This window comes from Bradyrhizobium sp. SOJA106, assembly GCF_059448745.1.
Genome location: NZ_CM182549.1, coordinates 301,550 through 321,429, shown reverse-complemented (window position 1 = coordinate 321,429; position 19,880 = coordinate 301,550). Strand labels below are relative to the sequence as shown.

The 19,880-nt window shown below is 65.9% G+C and carries 17 protein-coding genes; 10 read left to right on the top strand and 7 right to left on the bottom strand.

Features of this window, described 5'->3' with window-relative positions:
• Positions 1-33: 33 nt before the first annotated feature.
• The 7 genes from AC5V87_RS01540 to AC5V87_RS01510 all read left to right on the top strand — a co-directional run bounded on the left by AC5V87_RS01540 (position 34) and on the right by AC5V87_RS01510 (position 9,205).
• The gene (locus AC5V87_RS01540) at positions 34-816 is read left to right on the top strand and encodes a succinate dehydrogenase iron-sulfur subunit (protein WP_456841838.1); all 783 of its coding nucleotides are present in this window, start codon (positions 34-36) and stop codon (positions 814-816) included.
• 193 nt (positions 817-1,009) lie between these two features.
• Entirely contained in the window at positions 1,010-3,148 is a 2,139-nt protein-coding gene (locus AC5V87_RS01535; protein ID WP_495369785.1) for an ATP-binding protein, read from the top strand.
• A gap of 53 nt (positions 3,149-3,201) precedes the next feature.
• Entirely contained in the window at positions 3,202-5,157 is a 1,956-nt protein-coding gene (locus AC5V87_RS01530; protein WP_495369784.1) for an ABC transporter ATP-binding protein/permease, read from the top strand.
• A 95-nt stretch (positions 5,158-5,252) separates the two neighbouring features.
• Positions 5,253-6,077 (top strand): FkbM family methyltransferase, encoded by an 825-nt coding sequence (locus AC5V87_RS01525; RefSeq protein WP_456841835.1) that lies wholly within the window; start codon positions 5,253-5,255, stop codon positions 6,075-6,077.
• A gap of 24 nt (positions 6,078-6,101) precedes the next feature.
• Positions 6,102-6,488 carry a VOC family protein gene (locus AC5V87_RS01520; RefSeq protein WP_495369783.1) on the top strand — a complete coding sequence of 129 codons (387 nt, stop codon included), beginning with the start codon at positions 6,102-6,104 and terminating at the stop codon, positions 6,486-6,488.
• An 84-nt stretch (positions 6,489-6,572) separates the two neighbouring features.
• The gene (locus AC5V87_RS01515; protein WP_456843499.1) at positions 6,573-6,815 is read left to right on the top strand and encodes a hypothetical protein; all 243 of its coding nucleotides are present in this window, start codon (positions 6,573-6,575) and stop codon (positions 6,813-6,815) included.
• 185 nt (positions 6,816-7,000) lie between these two features.
• On the top strand, positions 7,001-9,205 hold the full coding sequence (locus AC5V87_RS01510) for an OmpA family protein (RefSeq protein WP_456841833.1): 2,205 nt from the start codon (positions 7,001-7,003) through the stop codon (positions 9,203-9,205).
• A 237-nt stretch (positions 9,206-9,442) separates the two neighbouring features.
• On the opposite strand, the gene argG is transcribed toward AC5V87_RS01510, so the two are convergent.
• The 6 genes from argG to AC5V87_RS01480 form a co-directional block, all read right to left on the bottom strand.
• The gene (gene argG, locus AC5V87_RS01505; RefSeq protein ID WP_495369782.1) at positions 9,443-10,780 is read right to left on the bottom strand and encodes an argininosuccinate synthase; all 1,338 of its coding nucleotides are present in this window, start codon (positions 10,778-10,780) and stop codon (positions 9,443-9,445) included.
• Between the two features lie 93 nt (positions 10,781-10,873).
• Positions 10,874-11,650 (bottom strand): phosphatase PAP2 family protein, encoded by a 777-nt coding sequence (locus tag AC5V87_RS01500; protein ID WP_456841831.1) that lies wholly within the window; start codon positions 11,648-11,650, stop codon positions 10,874-10,876.
• 132 nt (positions 11,651-11,782) lie between these two features.
• Complete coding sequence (locus AC5V87_RS01495; protein ID WP_456841830.1) at positions 11,783-12,277, bottom strand: hypothetical protein; 495 nt, start codon at positions 12,275-12,277, stop codon at positions 11,783-11,785.
• A 151-nt stretch (positions 12,278-12,428) separates the two neighbouring features.
• On the bottom strand, positions 12,429-13,631 hold the full coding sequence (gene rlmN / locus AC5V87_RS01490) for a dual-specificity RNA methyltransferase RlmN (protein WP_495369781.1): 1,203 nt from the start codon (positions 13,629-13,631) through the stop codon (positions 12,429-12,431).
• A 281-nt stretch (positions 13,632-13,912) separates the two neighbouring features.
• Positions 13,913-14,554, bottom strand: a complete 642-nt coding sequence (locus AC5V87_RS01485) for an invasion associated locus B family protein (protein WP_456841828.1) — start codon at positions 14,552-14,554, stop codon at positions 13,913-13,915.
• A 118-nt stretch (positions 14,555-14,672) separates the two neighbouring features.
• Positions 14,673-15,512, bottom strand: a complete 840-nt coding sequence (locus tag AC5V87_RS01480) for an SDR family oxidoreductase (protein ID WP_495369780.1) — start codon at positions 15,510-15,512, stop codon at positions 14,673-14,675.
• A 227-nt stretch (positions 15,513-15,739) separates the two neighbouring features.
• On the opposite strand from AC5V87_RS01480, the gene AC5V87_RS01475 reads away from it, so the two are divergent.
• The 3 genes from AC5V87_RS01475 (at position 15,740) to AC5V87_RS01465 (ending at position 19,189) form a co-directional block, all read left to right on the top strand.
• Entirely contained in the window at positions 15,740-16,714 is a 975-nt protein-coding gene (locus AC5V87_RS01475; protein ID WP_495369779.1) for an NADPH:quinone oxidoreductase family protein, read from the top strand.
• A gap of 588 nt (positions 16,715-17,302) precedes the next feature.
• Positions 17,303-18,016, top strand: coding sequence for a hypothetical protein (locus AC5V87_RS01470; RefSeq protein WP_495369778.1), 714 nt, complete (start codon positions 17,303-17,305; stop codon positions 18,014-18,016).
• 18 nt (positions 18,017-18,034) lie between these two features.
• Positions 18,035-19,189 carry a TAXI family TRAP transporter solute-binding subunit gene (locus AC5V87_RS01465; protein WP_456841824.1) on the top strand — a complete coding sequence of 385 codons (1,155 nt, stop codon included), beginning with the start codon at positions 18,035-18,037 and terminating at the stop codon, positions 19,187-19,189.
• Positions 19,190-19,470: 281 nt separating this feature from the next.
• On the opposite strand, the gene AC5V87_RS01460 is transcribed toward AC5V87_RS01465, so the two are convergent.
• Positions 19,471-19,857 (bottom strand): YkvA family protein, encoded by a 387-nt coding sequence (locus AC5V87_RS01460; RefSeq protein WP_456841823.1) that lies wholly within the window; start codon positions 19,855-19,857, stop codon positions 19,471-19,473.
• Positions 19,858-19,880 lie beyond the last annotated feature (23 nt).

Genomic DNA, 19,880 nt, shown 5'->3' with positions numbered 1-19,880 from the left:
CGGACCATCCCGGAATGACGAAAGGTTAGAGCAATGGTTGAATTCGCACTTCCGAAGAACTCCAAGATCACTGGCGGCAAGACCTGGCCGAAGCCCGCGGGCGCGACCGAGCTGCGCGAGTTCCGCGTCTATCGCTGGAATCCCGATGACGGCAAGAATCCGAGCGTCGACACCTATTACGTCGACACCAATGATTGCGGTCCGATGGTGCTGGACGGTCTGATCTGGATCAAGAACCACATCGACCCCACGCTGACCTTCCGCCGCTCCTGCCGCGAAGGCGTCTGCGGCTCCTGCGCCATGAATATCGACGGCCAGAACACGCTCGCCTGCACCCGCTCGATGCACGACGTCAAGGACGGCGCGGTCAAGATCAACCCGCTGCCGCATCAGCCCGTCGTGAAGGATCTCGTTCCTGACCTCACCAATTTCTACGCACAGTACGCTTCGGTCGAGCCATGGCTGAAGACGACCTCGCCGACGCCGCAGAAGGAATGGCGCCAGAGCCACGAGGACCGCGAGAAGCTCGACGGCCTCTACGAGTGCATCCTGTGCGCCTGCTGCTCGACCTCCTGCCCGAGCTACTGGTGGAACAGCGAGCGCTATCTCGGTCCCGCCGCGCTGCTCCAGGCCAACCGCTGGGTCTCCGATTCGCGCGACGAGGCGACCGGCGAGCGGCTCGACAATCTCGAGGACCCGTTCCGGCTCTATCGCTGCCACACTATCATGAACTGCGCCAAGGCCTGCCCGAAGGGCCTGAACCCGGCGGAAGCCATCGCCGAGCTCAAGCTCAAGATGGTCGAGCGCCAGATCTAGGTCTCAGTCATGCCAAGGCCCCGGCCGCCGCGGCGGCGGGGGCATTCTACGATCGACATCAGTTTGAGTAGATTTTGCCACGACCCGCGCCGCGGGCGAATCCTTGGAATACAACCAAAGGTTCCCGCGACAAGCCGCTTCCTTCCCGGCGCGAAATTCAAGTAAGCTCCCCGGCCAGGGACCGGGACCGACCGTGCAGGGCGCGCAACGCAACTCGCTGAGACTGTTGCAGTGGATGATGGCTGCATCCCTGGCGCTTCCGATTGCGCTGTTCGTCTTCGCCTCCACGATCGCCTACACCTCGACCAACGACATCGCCGACCGTGAGATCGAGCGCACGCTCGACGTCGCCCATGAGCACGCGCTGAAGGTGTTCGAGACCATCGACCGGAGCCTTGCCGAGATCAACGAGGTGGTGCGCGGCCTTTCGGATGATGCGATCCGCGCGCGCGAGCCGGCGCTGCACCAGCGCCTGAAGCGCCTGACCGATTCGCTGCCGCAGCTGAAATCGGCCTGGATCTTCGATGCGGACGGGCGATCGCTGGTCAACAGCCTCGTCTCACCGCCGCCGGACCAAAGCTTTGCCGACCGCGACTATTTTCTCGCTCATGTCGACCAGGCCATCGGCACCTTCATCGGCACGCCGCTGACGCCGCGGCCGCCCTACCAGGGCGCGCGCTTCTTCGGCGTCAGCCGCCGCCGCGATTCCGACGACGGCCGCTTCATCGGCGTGATCCAGGCGTCGGTCCTGCCGGAATATTTCGAGAGCTTTTATGCCAGGATCGGCTCCGACCCGGGCAGCTTCTTCGCGATCGGACGCACCGATGGGACGGTGCTGGCGCACTTTCCGCGGCTCGACCGCGACCTCCGGCTCGATCCAACCGGGCCGGTTGGCCAGAAGATCGCAGCTCACCCGGACCACGGCCTCATGACCATCGACTGGGCCTCGGACGGGGTCGAGCGGCGCATCGGCTACCGGCGCGTAGCCGAATATCCGATCTATGTCAGCGCGGGCCTCGAGACCTCGGCGATTCGCGCGCGCTGGTACGCCACGATCGGCCAGCATCTGGTGTTCGGTGTTCCCGCCACCGCGCTGCTGTTCCTGCTGCTGGCATTCGCGTTCCGCCGCACCCAGCATCTGCAGGCCGAGGCCGCCGCGCGCCGCGATGCCGAGGAGGCGCTCAAGCACAGCCAGCGGCTTGAGGCGCTCGGGCAGCTCACCGGCGGCGTCGCGCACGACTTCAACAATCTGCTGACGGTGATCCGCGCCTCGGTCGACCTGTTGAACCGGCCGCAGCTGACCGAGGAGCGGCGGCAGCGCTACATCACCGCGATCGCGGACGCCGTCGCGCGCGCGGCCAAGCTGACCTCGCAGCTGCTCGCCTTTGCGCGGCGGCAGACCTTGAAGCCGGAAGTGTTCGACGTCGGCGAGCGGATACGATCGCTGCACGACATGCTCGCGACCCTGCTCGGCTCGGCGATCGAGATCGCGATCCGGCTGCCGGCCGAGCCCTGCCTCGTCAATGCCGATGCCGGCCAGTTCGAGACCGCGCTGATCAACATGGCGACCAATGCGCGCGATGCCATGCAGGGCAAGGGCAGGATCACCTTGGCCGTTCAACCGGCGGCGACCGTTCCGGAGTCGCTGGCACATCTCGTCGGCAGCCACGGTTTCGTCAGCGTCGCAGTCAGCGACACCGGCATCGGCATTCCTGCCGCGCGGCTCGGCCGCATCTTCGAGCCGTTCTTCACCACCAAGCAGGTCGGCCACGGCACTGGTCTTGGCCTGTCGCAGGTGTTCGGCTTCGCCCGGCAGTCTGGCGGCGAGGTGACCGTGATCAGCGAGGTCGGTCAGGGCAGCACCTTCACGCTTTATCTGCCGCGCGTGCCGCCGGACCTGCTGCCGCAGCGTCAGGCGCCGAACACGGCGCCGGCATTGGCCGGCAGCGGCATGTCAGTGCTGGTGGTCGAGGACAATATCGAGCTCGCCAATTTCGCAGCCGACGGCCTCACCGGGCTCGGCTACAGCATCACGCTCGTCGACAACGCAACCGATGCGCTCGCCGAGCTCGTCGTGGACGCGGACCGCTTCGATGTCGTGTTCTCGGACGTCGTCATGCCGGGAATGACCGGGCTCGACCTCGCGCACGCCATCCGCGACCGCGGCATTGGCGTGCCGGTGGTGCTGACGACCGGCTATAGCGAGGCGCTTGCCCACGAGGGCAGCGTCGGTTTCGAACTCGTGCAGAAGCCCTATTCGATCGAGGAGCTGTCGCAGGTGCTCTACAGGGCGGCGCGGCTGCGCCGGGTGCGCGACGGCGCCGCGGAATGACCGGCCTCCTGGAACCGAAGGGAACCGGTTGATTTCCTTTGCGTTGTCCGCGCATGCAGAAGCCGGCCGCAAAGCGCGAACAGGGCGACAAGCCGCCCATCGTCGAGATCACCGGCGAGAATGGCGATGACGTCGCCCCGCCACCGCCGGAATTGCTCGAGCCCGACCCCGAGCTGTCGCCGGAGGAAGCCGAGCAGGTGCGCAAGGATTATCTGCTGGCGCGGTTCTGGATCAGCGCGCGGGGCTTCTGGGGCCGCAACGGCGACCGGCTGGCCTGGCCGTTCTCGATCGGCCTCGGCGTGCTGATCGTCCTCACCGTTGGTTTCCAATACGGCATCAACGTCTGGAATCGTGCGATCTTCGACGCCATCGAGAAGCGCGACGCGGCGAGCGTGTTTCATCTCACCGCGATGTTCTTTCCGCTCGCGATCGGCAGCATCGTGCTCGGCGTGGCGCAGGTATTTGCGCGCATGGGGATCCAGCGGCGCTGGCGCGCCTGGCTGACTGCAAGCGTGCTGACGCGATGGCTCACGAACGGCCGCTATTACCAGCTCAATCTCGTCGGCGGCGACCACGACAATCCGGAATACCGCATCGCCGAGGATCTGCGTATCGCGACCGATTCGCCGGTCGATTTCCTCGCCGGCGTGACCTCGGCGCTGCTCTCGGCCGCAACCTTCATCGTCGTGCTCTGGACCATCGGCGGCGCGCTCACCGTGACGCTCGGCGGAGCCGCTATCACCATTCCAGGCTTCCTCGTGATCGCCGCGATCCTCTACGCTGCGATCGCATCCGGCTCGATCATGGTGATCGGCCGGCGCTTCGTGCAGGTCTCCGAGGACAAGAACCAGGCCGAAGCTGACTTTCGCTACACGCTGACGCGCGTGCGCGAGAACGGCGAGAGCATCGCGCTGCTCGGCGGAGAGGAGGAAGAGCGCGACGGCATCGACCGCAAATTTACCGGCGTGCTGCGACAATGGGCACGCTTGGCCGGCCAGCACATGCGCACCACGCTGGTGTCGCAAGGATCGAGCCTCGTTGCTCCCGTCGTGCCGCTGCTGCTCTGCGCGCCGAAATTCCTCGACGGCAGCATGACGCTCGGCCAGGTGATGCAGGCGGCCTCCGCCTTCACCATCGTGCAGAGCGCGTTCGGCTGGCTGGTCGACAATTATCCGCGGCTCGCCGACTGGAATGCCTGCGCGCGCCGCATCGCCTCGCTGATGATGTCGCTCGACGCTCTCGAACGCGCCGAGCAGGGCGACGGCTTCGGCCGCATCAAGCGCGGCGAAACCAATAACGAGGCCATGCTGGAGCTGAAGGATCTGTCCGTCACGCTCGATGACGGCACCGCCGTGGTCGGCGAGACCGAAGTCGTGATCGAGCCCGGCGAGCGCCTCCTGGTCGCCGGTGAATCCGGGACCGGCAAGAGCACGCTGGTGCGCGCCATCGCAGGTCTGTGGCCCTGGGGCGGCGGCAGCGTCAATTTCCATGCCGACCGGCGGCTGTTCATGCTGCCGCAGCGGCCCTATGTCCCGTCGGGATCGCTGCGCCGTGCCGTCGCCTATCCCGGCGCGGTCGACAGCTGGAGCGCAGCGGAGATCGGCGAGGCCCTGCACAAGGTCGGCCTCGATCATCTCAAGGAGAAGATCGAGGAAGAGGGACCCTGGGACCAGACGCTCTCGGGCGGCGAGAAACAGCGCCTCGCTTTCGCGCGGCTGTTGCTGCACAACCCCGACATCGTCGTGCTCGATGAAGCGACCTCCGCGCTCGACGAGAAAAGCCAGGACAAGATGATGAAAATGGTCACCGACGAGCTGCCGAAGGCGACCATCGTCAGCGTCGCGCATCGCGTCGAACTGGAAGCCTTCCACAGCCGCAAGATCGTGCTGGAACGTCGCAAAGGCGGCGCCAAACTCGTCAGCGACGTCGACCTGATCCCGCGCAAAGGCAAGCGCAGGCTGCTCGGGCGATTCCTGAGGCAGCGGAAGGCGCCGAAGAAGGCGGCGTGAGGCTCCGTCGCCCCGGCGAAAGCGGGACGACAGTGAAATTGTGGCCCCCATCAAAACCGGCTATGCATGCGCCGCCTGCAACAAGGACCGCCTGCTTGACACGCGACAACACTCCATCAACCGCGCCATTCGGCGCGTTTGCGCCGAATGCGGCGCAGGCCGTGATCATTCGCCTGACGCAACAGTCGGGACTGAAGCGTGGGGCGTTCCGTCCGTGGATGTCGCGGCTGGTGAATCTGCTGCGCGGCGGGCCGATCGACGTGCAGTACCAGGGCGCCTCGTTCCGGCTCTATCACCAGGGCAGCGCGACCGAGCGCGGCGCGCTGTTCAATCCCGACTACAATCTCGACGAACTCGACTTCCTGCGCCAGCACACCCCAGCGGGCGGCACGTTCGTCGATGTCGGCGCCAATGTCGGCACATTTGCTTTGGTCATGGCGAGGCAGGTCGGACCATCAGGCAAGGTTGTCGCGATCGAGCCACATCCGCTGACCTTCGGGCGACTCTCGTTCAACCACGCCGCATCGAGAGCAACGCAGGTGCGCCTGGTGCAGGCCGCGGCGGGCGACAGCGACGGCGAGTTGATGATCGAAAGCGGCGGCGGCAATCTCGGCGCCACCCATGTCGTCACCGGCGCCGCCAGTGCCGAGGCCATCAAGGTGCCGTCGCTGCGGCTGACAAGGATTATGGAAGAGGCCGGCATCACGCAGGTCGATTCGCTCAAGATCGACGTCGAGGGCTTCGAGGACCGCGTGCTGATCGGCTTCTTCCGCGACGCGCCGCAACCGCTGTGGCCGCGCGCGGTGGTGATCGAGCATCTGTCACAAAACGAATGGCAGCAGGATTGTATTGCCGACATGGTCGCGCGCGGCTTTACGATCGCGCGCAGGACGCGGAGCAATACGTTCCTGTCGCGCTGACGGGCGTCAACTACGGAGGTTACGATGATCGACCATTTGGGTTTCTCCGTCTCCGACTATGAGCGCGCGAAGGCGTTCTACGCCAAGGCGCTGGCGCCGCTCGGCTACAGCCTGATCATGGAAGTGACGGCGGAGCAGACCGGTCACGCCGCAGCAGCCGGCTTCGGCGCGAACGGCAAGCCGGAGTTCTGGTTCGGTGCCGAAGGCGCGATGAACAAGCCGGTGCACGTCGCCATCGCGGCGAAAGACCGTGCCACGGTCGACGCTTTCTACAAGGCGGCGATGGCGGCTGGCGGCCGCGACAACGGCGCGCCCGGCATTCGTCCGCATTATCACGCGAACTATTATGGCGCGTTCGTGCTCGACCCCGACGGGCCCAACATCGAAGCGGTCTGTCACGCACCGGAATAGAGCAGTTTCCGGGACGGCACGACAAGGAACATCCGCGCGCGATCATCGTTGTCGTCCTCCGGACAACTGATGTCGATGATGCTGATGCCGATCGAACCGCCCGAGATTCCGCCGTCGACACCAGGGACTCCGAGCGAGCCGCCGCCGGGAATTCCGCCGGGCAACCCGCAGCCTGAAATCACGCCACCGGTGCGCGAGCCCGGCGAATCACCGCGGCCCGACGAACTGCCGGGCCGCATCCCTGAAGAGATTCCGCCACGCGGACCGAACGGACCGCGCACACCGAATCCTGCGACGGATGCAAGTTCGCCGCGAGATCACACATGAGACGAAGCATCACATGTGAGGCGATTGCAACCAGCGTCTGAATGCGCAATGAACGTCGCCGTAGTGACGTGATTTACATGCAGAAATAAATCGGCCCGCGACGGCTTCGCCCGCCACAATCCGGCCTAACGCGTAGCTGTTCATCCCAACACTTCGTCAAAGAACCTTCCGGGGAATTTCACCACATGACCAACCTTCGTTTCGTGCTGCTTGCGACCACGGCTCTGACCGCGATGCAATTGGCAAGCTCCGCATCGCATGCGCAAAGCGCTTCGCCACTCGTGGTCGCGCAGGCCCAGACCCAAGAGACGGGCCCTGACGGAAAACCGAAGCAGCCGCCGAAGGGACCGCCAGCGGCTGCACCGCCCGCGGCACCCGCGCGCCCGGCTGCACCGCCGCCTGCTGCGGCGCCGCCTCATCCGCCCGCCTCGCCGCCGCCGGCTGCCGCACCGCCTCACCCGCCGGCCGCACCACCGCCGGCTGCCGCACCGCCTCGTCCTGCAGCGCCTCCGCCGCCGCCTCCACCCGCGGCCCGTCCGGCTGCTCCGCCACCGCCCCCGCCGCCTGCCGCTCCGAAGCAGCCTGCAGCGCCGCCTCCGGCCCCGGCTCCGCAGCAGCATGCCCCGACGCCGCCGCCTCCGGCACCGCCTGCAGCTCGTCCGGCACCGACGCCGTCCGCGCCGCCGCCTGCCGCGGCTCCGCAGCAGCATGCCCCGACGGCCGCCCCGCCGCCCGCAGCTCATCCGACCCCGACGCCTCCGCCTCCGCCGCCTCCAGCTGCGGCGCGTCCCGCACCTGCGCCGACGGCAACGCCGACAACACCCGCGACCCCGCCTGCAGCGGCTGCACCTGCGGCCCGCCCCGGCGCGCCAGCGACGCCCGCCCCGGCAGCGACGCCCGCTCCGACGATAACGCCTGCGCCGACCGCAACGCCCGCTCCGGGCGCCACGCCTGGCGCACCGCCAGCGGGCCGTCCCGGCGGACCGCCGCCCGGCGGCGGACGCCCGGGCACGCCGCCGGCCGCGGGATCGCCGGCGCCGGGAGCCACGGCCACGCCGGCCCCCACTGGCACTCCGACCCCGCCGCCCGGACGCTCCGGTGCAGCGGCGCCAGCGCCTGGCGCAACTCCAGCCCCGACGGCCACGCCGACGCCCGGCCAACAGGGTGGAACGCCACCTGCTGGCGCGCCTGCGGCCGGAGCTCCCGCTGCGCCGCCCCAGGCCGGCGGTCTCCCGCCCCGAGCTGCGGCGCCGGCAGGCGCTGCAGCTCCGACGGTCGTCCCCGGCTCCGCGGCTGCTACGCCACCGCCCGATCGGGCCCAATACCGTCCGCCGACGGTTGCCCCGGCCTTCCAGGCCGCGCCGGCGGTCGCAGCACCGCTGCCGCCTCCGCCGCGTCCACCACAGCGTGACCTGACCCCGCTCGCGATCGGTGCAGGCGTGGTGGCCGGCGCCGTGATCGGCGCCACCATCGCCGACATGCATAACCAGCGACAGGAGATCGTCGAGGGCGGCCGCACCGTCTACACCGAGCCGGACCGCATCATCATCCGCGATCCGGGCGGGCAGGCCTATGTCCGCGGCAACGATCTCTATCGCTTCCGCTATGGCGCCCGCGACATCCGCACCTTCAACGAAGGCGGCGAAACCCGCACTGTCGTGGTCCGCCCCGATGGCAGCGAGGTGATCACCGTGGTCGGTCCGGACGGTTCGCTGTTGCGGCGCATCCGCAGGGACCCCGGCGGGCGCGAGATCGTCATCATCGACAACAGCTACCGCGATCCGCGCGCGGTCGGCGGCTTCTATGTCGACGTGCCGCCGCCGGTCGTGAACATTCCCTATGATCGCTACATCGTCGACGCCGAGGAGGCCTCGCCGGACGTGATCTACGCGACCATGCAGGCACCGCCGGTGCAGCGGATCGAGCGGCGTTACTCGCTCGACGAGATCCGCTACAGCCCCAATGTTCGCATGCAGATGCCGAGCATCGACGTCAACACGATCAACTTCGAGACGGGATCGTGGACCATCCCGCCCGACCAGGCGGCCCGGCTGCAGGTGATTGCCGACGGCCTCAACCAGGCGATCCAGCGCAACCCGCGCGAGGTGTTCCTGATCGAGGGACACACAGACGCGGTCGGCAACGACGTCGACAATCTGTCGCTGTCGGACCGCCGCGCGCAGGCCGCGGCCGAATTGCTGACGCAGCAGTTTGGCGTGCCCGCGGAGAACCTGACGTCCCAGGGTTACGGCGAGCAGTACCTGAAGGAGCAGACGCAGGGGCCGAGCCGGATCAACCGACGCGTCACCATCCGCCGCATCACGCCGCTGCTCAATGGCGGCACGGCCTCGTTGCCGCCGCCCCCGCCCGGCACCGCGCCGCCGCGGTAATCGCACACACAAGCGCAAATGGCCGGGAGCGATCCCGGCCATTTTTGTTTTCGCGACTCTCGTGCCCCGGACGCAGTGCAGCACGCAGCCATCGTAGGGTGGGCAAAGCGAAGCGTGCCCACCATCTTCGTCACGATCGGAAAAAGATGGTGGGCACGGCGCGTTGCGCCTTTGCCCACGCTACGGATTCTGGCTCCCGGCTCAGTGCCGCAACGCTTGTCCGGGACACGGGACGCATCAATCCTTGTCGCTCTCGAGGCGGAAGATCTGCGAGCCTTCGCTGCCGGAGAGCAGGCCGGTGTCGCTGTAGAGCTTAAGCTTGGTGCGGGTGTCGGCGATGTCGAGGTTGCGCATGGTGAGCTGACCGATGCGGTCGGCCGGCGTGAAGGCGGCGTCCTCGATCTTCTCCATGCTGAGCCGTTCCGGCGCGTAGGTGAGGTTCGGGCTCTCGGTGTTGAGGATCGAATAGTCGTTGCCGCGGCGCAGCTCCAGCGTGACCTCGCCGGTGACAGCGCGCGCGACCCAGCGCTGCGCGGTCTCGCGCAGCATCAGGGCCTGCGAATCGAACCAGCGGCCCTGATAGAGCAGACGTCCGAGCCGCATGCCGCTGATGCGGTACTGCTCAATGGTGTCCTCGTTGTGGATGCCGGTGACGAGACGCTCATAGGCGATGTGCAGCAGTGCCATGCCGGGCGCCTCGTAGATGCCGCGGCTCTTGGCCTCGATGATACGGTTCTCGATCTGGTCGCTCATGCCGAGGCCATGGCGGCCGCCGATCGCGTTGGCTTCGAGGAACAGCGCGACGGGATCGGTGAAGGTCTCGCCGTTCAACGCGACCGGTTGGCCCTCCTCGAAACGCACCACGACCTTCTCGGCCTTCACGGCACAGTCGTCGCGCCAGAACGGCACGCCCATGATCGGGTTGACGATCTTGATGCCGCTGTCGAGGCTTTCGAGATCCTTCGCCTCGTGGGTCGCGCCGAGCAGATTGCTGTCGGTCGAATACGCCTTCTCCGCGCTCATCTTGTAGGCAAAGCCCTGCGCCGTCATGAACGCCGACATCTCGGCGCGGCCGCCGAGCTCGTCGATGAACTGCTGATCGAGCCAGGGCTTGTAGATGCGCAAGGCAGGATTGGTCAAAAGGCCGTAGCGGTAGAAGCGCTCGATGTCGTTGCCCTTGAAGGTCGAGCCGTCGCCCCAGATGTTGACGCCATCCTCCTTCATCGCGGCGACCAGCATCGTGCCGGTCACCGCGCGCCCGAGCGGCGTGGTGTTGAAATAGGTGATGCCGCCGGTCGAGATGTGGAAGGCACCGGACTGGATCGCGGCGATGCCTTCGTGCACCAGCTGCGTGCGGCAATCGACCAACACGGCCTTCTCGGCGCCGAACGCTTCGGCCTTGCGCGGGATCTCGTTGTAGTCGGCCTCATCGGGCTGGCCGAGATTGGCGGTGTAGGCGTAGCAGCGCGCACCCTTCTGCCTCATCCAGAGCAGCGCCGCGCTCGTGTCGAGACCGCCGGAAAAAGCGATTCCGACTTTCTCACCCTTGGGCAGGCTTTTCAGGATCGTGGTCATGGGGCTTCCAATCGGGTCTCAAAGGGCTGGTGTCAGGGAGGAACTGATCGGGCGAATAACAAATTTCGCACGCCTCGGCACCCATTTAATGGCTCAAACAGACGGTTCGGCGCTCGTCCTGCGACCGAACAGGCGCTGGCGAAGCCGGTAGGCGGGCATGTTCAGCCGGGTCAGGGCGGCATCGACCGCCGCGTCCGAGAACCGTGTGCGCGGCCAGCGGTAGATCAGCGCGTAGAAAAGCCAGATCACCACGAAGGTGACGAGGCCGGCGATCGACACATCGGTGAAGAAGTGACCGCCGAACGCCATCCGCAGGCCGCTGGTGACGAGGCCGAAGACGACGGCGCCGGCATAGGCGAGCGGCCGCCATGCCGGCGGCGCCAGCGCAGCCGGCGCCAGCGTCCAGAACGCGGTCGCGCCTTCGCCGGAGAAGAACGAGCAGTTGCGCGCGCAGTCGCCGCGCGGATCCCACCACGGCACGAATTGCTGGTCGCCGGCAAACTCCGTCACCACCACGGGGCGCGGCCGCCCCCAATAGGTCTTGAAGGTGAGATTGGTGAGGACGCCGGCCGACAGCGTCAACGTCACCAGCAGGAAGATGATCGCGCGCCCGGACACCATCAGCGGCCGGTCGGGCCTGATCATCTTGACGACGAGCGCGACCAGCGACGGCAAAGCGAACGCCCAGGCAATCCACATCGCAGCGTCACGCGCGAAGGCCGCCCATTCGTTCAGCTTGATCGGAAACGTCTTGGTCTCGGGGTCGAAGAACAGCGACGCGAGCTTGAGATCGAGCTCGGGATAGAGGCCGAAAACCACGCCGATCACGAGCCACAGCGCCAGAGCGATGAAAAGTCCAGTCCGGTTCATGGCGCGCGGTTTAGCGGAGTGGGACGGGGATGGAAACCCTATGACCGTCATTCCGGGGCGGCTCGCAGAGCCGAGCCCGGAATCTCGAGATTCCGGGTCTGGTCCTTGACCACCCCGGAATGACGGCGCAAATCACCGCACATCGGGCCGCGAATTCGACGGCAGCGGGGGAGGCGGCTTATGCTGGGGTGGCGGGATGCGCCAGGCGCCGGCATTGCGGCCGGCAATCAGCCAATAGACCACGCCGGCAACGATGCCCGCACCGGTCATGATCTCCAGATGCCGCCGCACGATGCCTTCGAACTGCAAGGTGTCGGGGTGGAAGGGAACGAGACCGAGATAGCAGGCGAGCCCGACGAGGCCGCCACCGACGGCGTAAGCGAGCGCGCTGCGGATATAGAGCGCCTCGGTGATCGCGACGATCACCGCCGCCGGTACCAGTGCAAAGCCCGAGACGAAGATGAAGCCGAAGCCGAGCAGGATGTCGATCGCACCTTGATCGATGGGCCCCGCGCCGAGATCGGCGAACTCCGGAAACAGCAGCGCAATGACGACGATCATCCCGCCGACGAAGCAGGCCGCGAGAAAGCCGATGAAGATGACGATGAGGCGACCGATCAGGGACATGACACCAGCAAGCAGCTGACCAATGGGATCGCCACACCCACAATCGTCATGCCCGGGCTCGACCCGGGCATCCACGACTTTCTCACTTGCGGCTCGACGTGGATGGCCGGGACAAGGCCGGCCATGACGAGAGTGCGTGGGGCACTCATCCTCAATCCGTCATCGCCATGGCACGCAGCGCCTGGCGCTCGCGTGCGCTGAGCTTCTCCGTCTCCGACTTGAGCTGACCGCAGGCGGCGAGGATGTCGCGGCCGCGCGGCGTGCGCACCGGGGAGGAATAGCCGGCGCTGAAGATGTACTCGGAGAACTTTTCGATCTGGTCCCAGTCCGAGCATTCGTAGGCCGTGCCGGGCCAGGGATTGAACGGGATTAGGTTGATTTTTGCCGGAATGCCCTTGAGCATCTTCACCAGCAGCTTCGCATCCTCGAGCGAATCGTTGACGCCCTTGAGCATCACATATTCGAAGGTGATGCGGCGCGCGTTCGAGGCGCCGGGGTAATCGCGGCAGGCCTGCAGCAGGTCCTTGATCGGATATTTGCGGTTGAGCGGCACCAGCTCGTTGCGCAATTCGTCACGCACCGCATGCAGCGAGATCGCGAGCATGACGCCGATCTCCTCGCCGGCGCGGACGATGTTCGGCACCACGCCCGAGGTCGACAGCGTGATGCGGCGGCGGGAGATGCCGATGCCCTCATTGTCGCCGACGATCAGCAGCGCATCGCGCACCGCGTCGAAATTGTAGAGCGGCTCGCCCATGCCCATCATCACGATGTTGGTGACGCGGCGCGTGCCGTCCTCGCGGTCGGCCCAGTCGTTGAGGCGATCGCGCGCGACCATCACCTGACCGACGATCTCACCGGCGGTGAGGTTGCGCACGAGGCGCTGCGTACCGGTGTGGCAGAAGGCGCAGTTCAAGGTGCAGCCGACCTGCGAGGAGACGCAGAGCGTGCCGCGATCGGTCTCGGGTATGTAGACGCACTCGACTTCATGCGCCTTCTCGACATTGTCGCCGCTCGGCAGGCGGAGCAGCCATTTGCGGGTGCCGTCGTTCGATATCTGCTCGGCCACGACCTCCGGCCGATCGACTGTGAAATGCTGGGAGAGCTCGGCGCGGATGCCCTTCGAGATCGAGGTCATCTCGTCGAAGCTCTGAGCGCCGCGGAAATAGAGCCAATGCCAGAGCTGCTGCACGCGCATCTTGCGCTGGGCGGGTGCGACGCCGATCTCGCCGAGGCGATCGGCGAGCTCGCTGCGCGACAGGCCGATCAGCGACGGTTTTGCCGGCGGCACATAGGTTTCGAGTGGAGTCTTCTCCAGCAATGTTGCGTTGTGCGGCTCGGTCGTCGGTTGCATCGAATAGACCTGATTGCGTGGTCGTTCCGGGGCGACGCGAAGCGTCGAACCCGGAACCTCGAGATTCCGGGTCTGGTCCTTCGGACCATCCCGGAATGACGGAAAAGTTTGGAACCGGCTCTATATAGCAACCGGAACACCGATTGCGACCTTATCGCCTCAGCCTTAACGACTAAAGCGCGGCGAGATCAGGATGAATCGTCATCGCGCTTTAGCTTGTTGTTTGCGCATGATCTTTTCGGAAAACCGCTGCGCACTTTTTCCGGATCATGCTTTAGGCGTTACCGCCTACAATCCTGGGCGATCTTGTCGAGCGCCTGGGCAAGGCCCTTCAGCGAGAAGGTGTCGGTCGTCTCCGTCCCTTTGGCCGAAACGCCCTTGACGACGAGATCGGCGGATTTACGCATGGCCTCGACCATCCGCTCCTCCTCGGCCGCATTCTTGATCCAGAGGCCGTCGCCCTGCGTGTACATCGCAAACGAGGCGCCACCGACCTCGACGGTCGATTCCGAGCCCGGCTTCAGCGCGTAGCCGATCATGACCGAGACTTCGTTGTTCACTTTCTCCGCCGGCCGGGTCGAGACGAAGGCATAGGCGGGATCGCGCGGCCTGTTCGGCGGATTGGTCTTCGACGACGAGGGCTTTGCCAGCGCGAAGCAGACCTTCTTGCCGTTGGGCGTGGCCGAATAGGCGCCCCAGGTACCGAACTGCCCGATCAGAGTCGGCTCCGCGCCGCCGGCAACCGCGGCGGGCGCCGCCCCCGGTTTGCTCTCGGGCTTTGCAGCCGTCTTTGCCGCCGGCGCAGCCGCTTTCGGAGCAGCCGGTGTCGCCTTGGGCGCCGGTTGCGCCGTCTGCGCCCGTGCGGAACCGGCGAGTCCCCACGCCGCTACAGTCATCAACGCTAAAATCAGCACCCGCCACATGCTGGAGTGGTTCCCTCAATATTGTGACTGGAAGATGGCCCGGCCGCGCGTTGTCCCCGGCGCAGGGATAGCCGGGAAAGTCCTGTTTGGGAAGGCAGTTAGCAGGTCATCCGCTTCGTCAGCCCGTAGATCGCGCGGCGCGCTGCGCGGCCCACTGCGCATCGCTCCAGCCGAGCAGATCCTCGGCGCCGGAACTGCGCAGATGCGCGCCACCGTCGATCACCACCATCTCGCCATTGATGTAAGCGGCACGGTCCGAGACCAGGAAGCTGGCGAGGTCGGCAAGCTCGCCGTGCTCGCCGGTGCGTCCAAGCGGGTTGCGCGCGGTCCAGCCCTCCTCGCGGCCCTCGGGGCGCAGCTGCCCGGATGCGCCGGCGGTCGGGAACGGGCCCGGCGCGATCGCGACGGTGCGGATGCCCTTCGGGCCCCATTCCACCGCGAGGCTCTTGGTCATCGCCAGCACCGCCGACTTCGCCATCGCCGAGGGAACGGTGAAGGCGCGGCCGGTGATGGTCGAGGTCGATAGGATCGAGAGCACGACGCCCTTGTGCCGACCATCGATCCAGCGCTTGCCCGCGGCGAGCGTGCAATACATCGCGCCATGCAGCGTCGGCGCCAGGATCGCGTCCGCCGCGCGGAAGGAGAGATGCTCGCTCTGGGCGATGAAGGTCGCCGCGGCGTTGTTGACGAGAATGTCGAGCGGAGCCTCGCGCCAGATCGCGTCCATCATGCTGTCGACAGCGGCACCGCTGCGGATGTCGCACGCGCTCGTCGTGACCCTGCCACCGGTCTCTTCACGCATCTCGCGCGCTGTTGCTTCGAGCCGGTCGAGCTTGCGGCCGCAGATCACAAGCTCGGCGCCGAGTGCGAGGAAGCGATGCCCCATCGCAGCGCCAAGGCCGGAGCCGCCACCGGTGACGAGGATGCGTTTGTCCCTGAGCAGACCTGTTTCAAACATCGTTTGAATGCTCCCTTTTCCGTCATTGCGAGCGAAGCGAAGCAATCCAGAGTCCGTTCCGCGGAAATAGTCTGGATTGCTTCGCTTCGCTCGCAATGCCGAGGATAAGCCCGTGCGCTCCTCGAACAAAGAATCCTGATTGTAGGGTCGGCCTAAATCCGGCAAAACCGGACCAACTATAATTCCACTCGAAACGCCCAGTACTTACTTCTCAAGAAGGTGCCACCATGAAAGCCATCCTCTGCTCGCAATATTGCCAGCCCGACGATCTCGTGCTCGCCGAGGTGCCGGATCCGATGGCGGGTCCCGGCGAGGCCGTGATCGCGATCAAGGCGGCGGCGCTGAACTTCTTCGACCTCCTGATGATCCAGGGCAAGTACCAGATCAAGCCGCCGTTCCCGTTCTCGCCGGCCGCGGAAGTCGCCGGCGTGATCGAGAGCATTGGTCCCGGCGTGACCAATCTGAAGGCCGGCGATCGCGTGGTCGCCTCCTGCGGCCATAATGGCGCGCGCGAGAAGATCGCGCTGCCGGCCGCCTCGATCGTGAAGATTCCCGATCATCTCGATTACGACCGCGCGGCCGGTATCATCATCATCTACGGCACGGCGCTGCATGCGCTGGAGGATCGCGCGAGCCCCAAGCCGGGCGAAACGCTCGCAGTGCTTGGAGCTGCCGGCGGCACGGGCCTTGCGGCCTGCGAGCTCGGCAAGCTGATGGGGCTGAAGGTGATCGCCTGCGCCTCGTCGGACGAGAAGCTCGAATTCGCCAAGGCGCATGGCGCGGAGCTGACGCTGAACTACGCCAAGGAGGATCTGAAGGAAGGCTTGAAAAAGCTCACGGGTGGCAAGGGCGTCGACATCATCTTCGATCCCGTAGGTGGTGCTTATGCCGAGCAGGCGCTGCGCTCGATCGCCTGGGAAGGCCGCTTCCTGGTGATCGGCTTTGCCGCCGGCGACATTCCGAAGATGCCGCTCAACCTCGCGCTGCTGAAAGGCTGCGACATCCGCGGCGTGTTCTGGGGCGCGTGGACCCGGCTCAACCCGGAGAAGAACCGCGCCAATCTCGAAAAGCTCGTGAGGTGGACGGCGGAAGGGAAGATTTCGTCGCATGTCGATCGCACCTTCCCGCTGGCGCAGACCGCCGACGCATTGAAGGTGCTGGCGGGACGTCAGGCCATGGGCAAGGTGATCCTGCATCCGTGAGGTGATGGGGTGGCGGCGCGATACTGCGCACTCTCGCCCACACCTACGTCGTCGTCCGGCTTGACCGGACGACCCGCTATTTCAGAGACAGCAGGGACTTAGCCGAGAAGCCGCGGCGTATTGGATTCCCCGCCCCCGTGCGCAATTGCGCACTAGGCGGGGTAATGACAGCGAAGTTTGCAGCGGCAACGCCATGCCTTCCGCTGTTCGCGCGCCGCTGCGCATGGCCCGGCTTGGTAAAGCAACTTTCAACCAGAACGATTAAAATGGCGGTGCATTCCCCCGGCTCGCCGCAATCAAACCCAAATATCTCCTGATTCGCGCAAACCGTGGTCGTTTTTTAGGCTGATTCAAACGGCGATTTACCGGTTCCAGTTTGCGGGGTGCTTCTGGACAATAATAAGAAGACTGAACCCAGGATGCCCCTGCGTTGCGTTAGTAATGGGGAGCATCACCATGGAGACGACGGCGTACCGTCCGTCCAGGGAATCGCAGGCGTTCGACTCCGATCGATCTGCATCACATTCGTCTACCGCGTCCTATATCCGTGCGCGCGCCGCACGGGCTGATCTTCCGCAGGACGAGCCAATGCCGCTGTTCCTGTCCGCCCCCCTCGGGGCGCCGGACCCGCGGGAATATGCGCCGCAGGCGCTACGCCCGAGAACCAGGTTCATCCCGGCCATTCTCGCGGCGGTCCTGGCGGCCGCCGCAGCCACGATCCTGGCTGGGGTGTTCCAATCCGACTTGCGCGATCTCGTCGTCGCCTATGCCGACGCCTCGACGGTGCAGGCTGCCGCGTCTCCGCCGCCGGTTGCGCGGCAGACCCCGGTCAAGGACCCGGCCCGCCTCTCCAATGCGGTGCTGGCGAGCGCCGACGCGCAAAGTCTTCCGGCGCCGCCGGCGCCAAGCCGCGAAGCGATCGCGAGCGCCTACCAGACTGCGCTGCAAGCCCAGACGCCGGTGCAAGCGCCCGCACCTGTCGCGGCGCAGCCAGTAGCACCACCGCCCGAGCCCGTCAGGACGCTCGACGCAGACACGCTGGCAGGATTGATGACGCGGGCGCGGAGCCTGATCGGCGTCGGCGACATCGCCGCAGCACGCCTGCTGCTCGAACGCGCAGCCAATGCGAAGGATGCAACCGCCGCGCTGCTGCTGGCGCAAACCTATGATCCTGCGGTGCTCGGCACCAGCGATGCGCGGACCATCGTTGGCGACCCGTCCGCAGCGCGCGACTGGTACCAGCGCGCCGCAAACCTTGGATCGGCGGAAGCGCGGCAGCGCCTCAGCCAGCTCTCGAACTAGAACTCTTCAGAGGACACCATGCGTAACGTCTATCGAATGGCGCTCGCCGCCATCATGACAATTTGTGCCTTCGCCGCCCGTGCCGAACAGACCGAATACGATCCGGCCAAAGTCTCGGACAGCCTGAAGGCGATTTTCCAGTTCGGCTCCAACTCGACCAAACAGGCGCTGAACGCCAACACCGTCACGCTGATCACAGGCACGATCGGCGGCACCTATGTGCAGTTCGGCGCCGACCTCGCCTCCGTGCTCGACGACGGCAACAAGATCCGCGTGCTTCCGATCGTCGGCCGCGGCTCGGTGCAGAGCGTCGCCGACATCCTGTTCCTGCAAGGCGTCGATCTCGGCGTCGTGCGCGCGGACACGCTCGATTATCTCGAGCGCAAGGGCTTTGCGAAGGACATCAAGCGGCAGTTCACCTATGTGACCAAGCTCTACAACGAGGAAATGCAGGTGATCGCGCCGAAGTCGATCGCAACATTGAAGGACCTCGAAGGCAAGACGGTCAGCGTGGACCTGCCGAACGGCGGCACCTTCGTCACCGCGCTCACCGTGTTCGAGCGGCTCGGGATCAAGGCGAAGTTCGTCTATGTCGAGCAGCGCATCGCGATGGAGAAGCTGAAGGCCGGCGAGATCGACGCCGTCATCGTGGTCGGCGGCAAGCCGTACAAGTCGGTGTCGACCTTCGCCAATGACGGCCGCTTCCATCTCGCCAACGTCGATTACGCCAAGCCGCTGCAGAGCGACTATCTGCCGGCAACGCTCACGGCCAAGGACTATCCCAACCTGATCAAGGACGGCGAGAGCGTCGACACGATCGCGGTGCCCGCGGTTCTGGCGGCCTACAATTGGGCGCCGAACACCGAGCGCTATCGCAAGCTCGCGCTGTTCGTGGATGCGTTCTTCACCAAATTCCCCGCGCTCCAGAACCCGCCGTTCCATCCCAAGTGGAAGGAGGTCTCGCTCGCCGCACCGCTCGCCGGCTGGAACCGATTGCCGGTGGCGCAGCAATGGCTCGACAAGCACGGCGTCGAACCGGTGACGCGCCAGCGCTTCGAGGCGTTCCTGAAGCAGAATCCGGCGGCCGCGAAAGTTTCCGATGCCGAGAGGGAAACGCTGTTCAGGCAATTCCAGGCGTGGGACGCGGAGAACGCGCGGGCGGAAAAGAAGTAAGCCGCGTCATTGCGAGGAGCGAAGCGACGAAGCAATCCAGACTGCCGCCGCGGGGACATTTCTGGATTGCTTCGCTTCGCTCGCAATGACGGTGCTTGGGGGCAAGCACCATCCGCACACTCAATCGTCATCGTCCGCCACCGGGTCTCGCTTCGGCGAGCCCGGGCTCCGGCGGGAGATCCAGTATTCCGTGACGCTGGTGATTGGATCGAGAGGCCGCGGCATACTGGATTCCCCGCCTGCGCGGGGAATGACTGGGGGGAAGCCTGAGGCCGCGTCTGCTACGCCACTTCCACGTCCCCCTCATCCACCCCACGCTTCAACGCGGCACGCGCGGCTTCGCGATGCTCGCTGGTGATGTGGCTCGCGACCATGCGGATGGCGGTGGCAAGCACGGCGGCGTCATCGGTGAAGCCGAGGATCGGCATCACGTCGGGAACGAAGTCGAAAGGCAGGATGAAATAGGCGATCGCCCCCAGGAGAGAGGCCTGGACATGGCGCGGCGTCTGCCGGTCGAACGCGCAGTAGTAGGCGGCGAGCAGATCTTCCGCGAACGGCAGTTGGGCGGCAACGCGCTTCAGCTTGCGCCAGAAGCGGCGGCGAACGCTCTCGCGATCCTGCGCGAGCCGATCGGCCGGCTCGAAACCGACGCTGTGTTCGGCAGCCATGTCCAGCAAACTCCCCGTTCAGC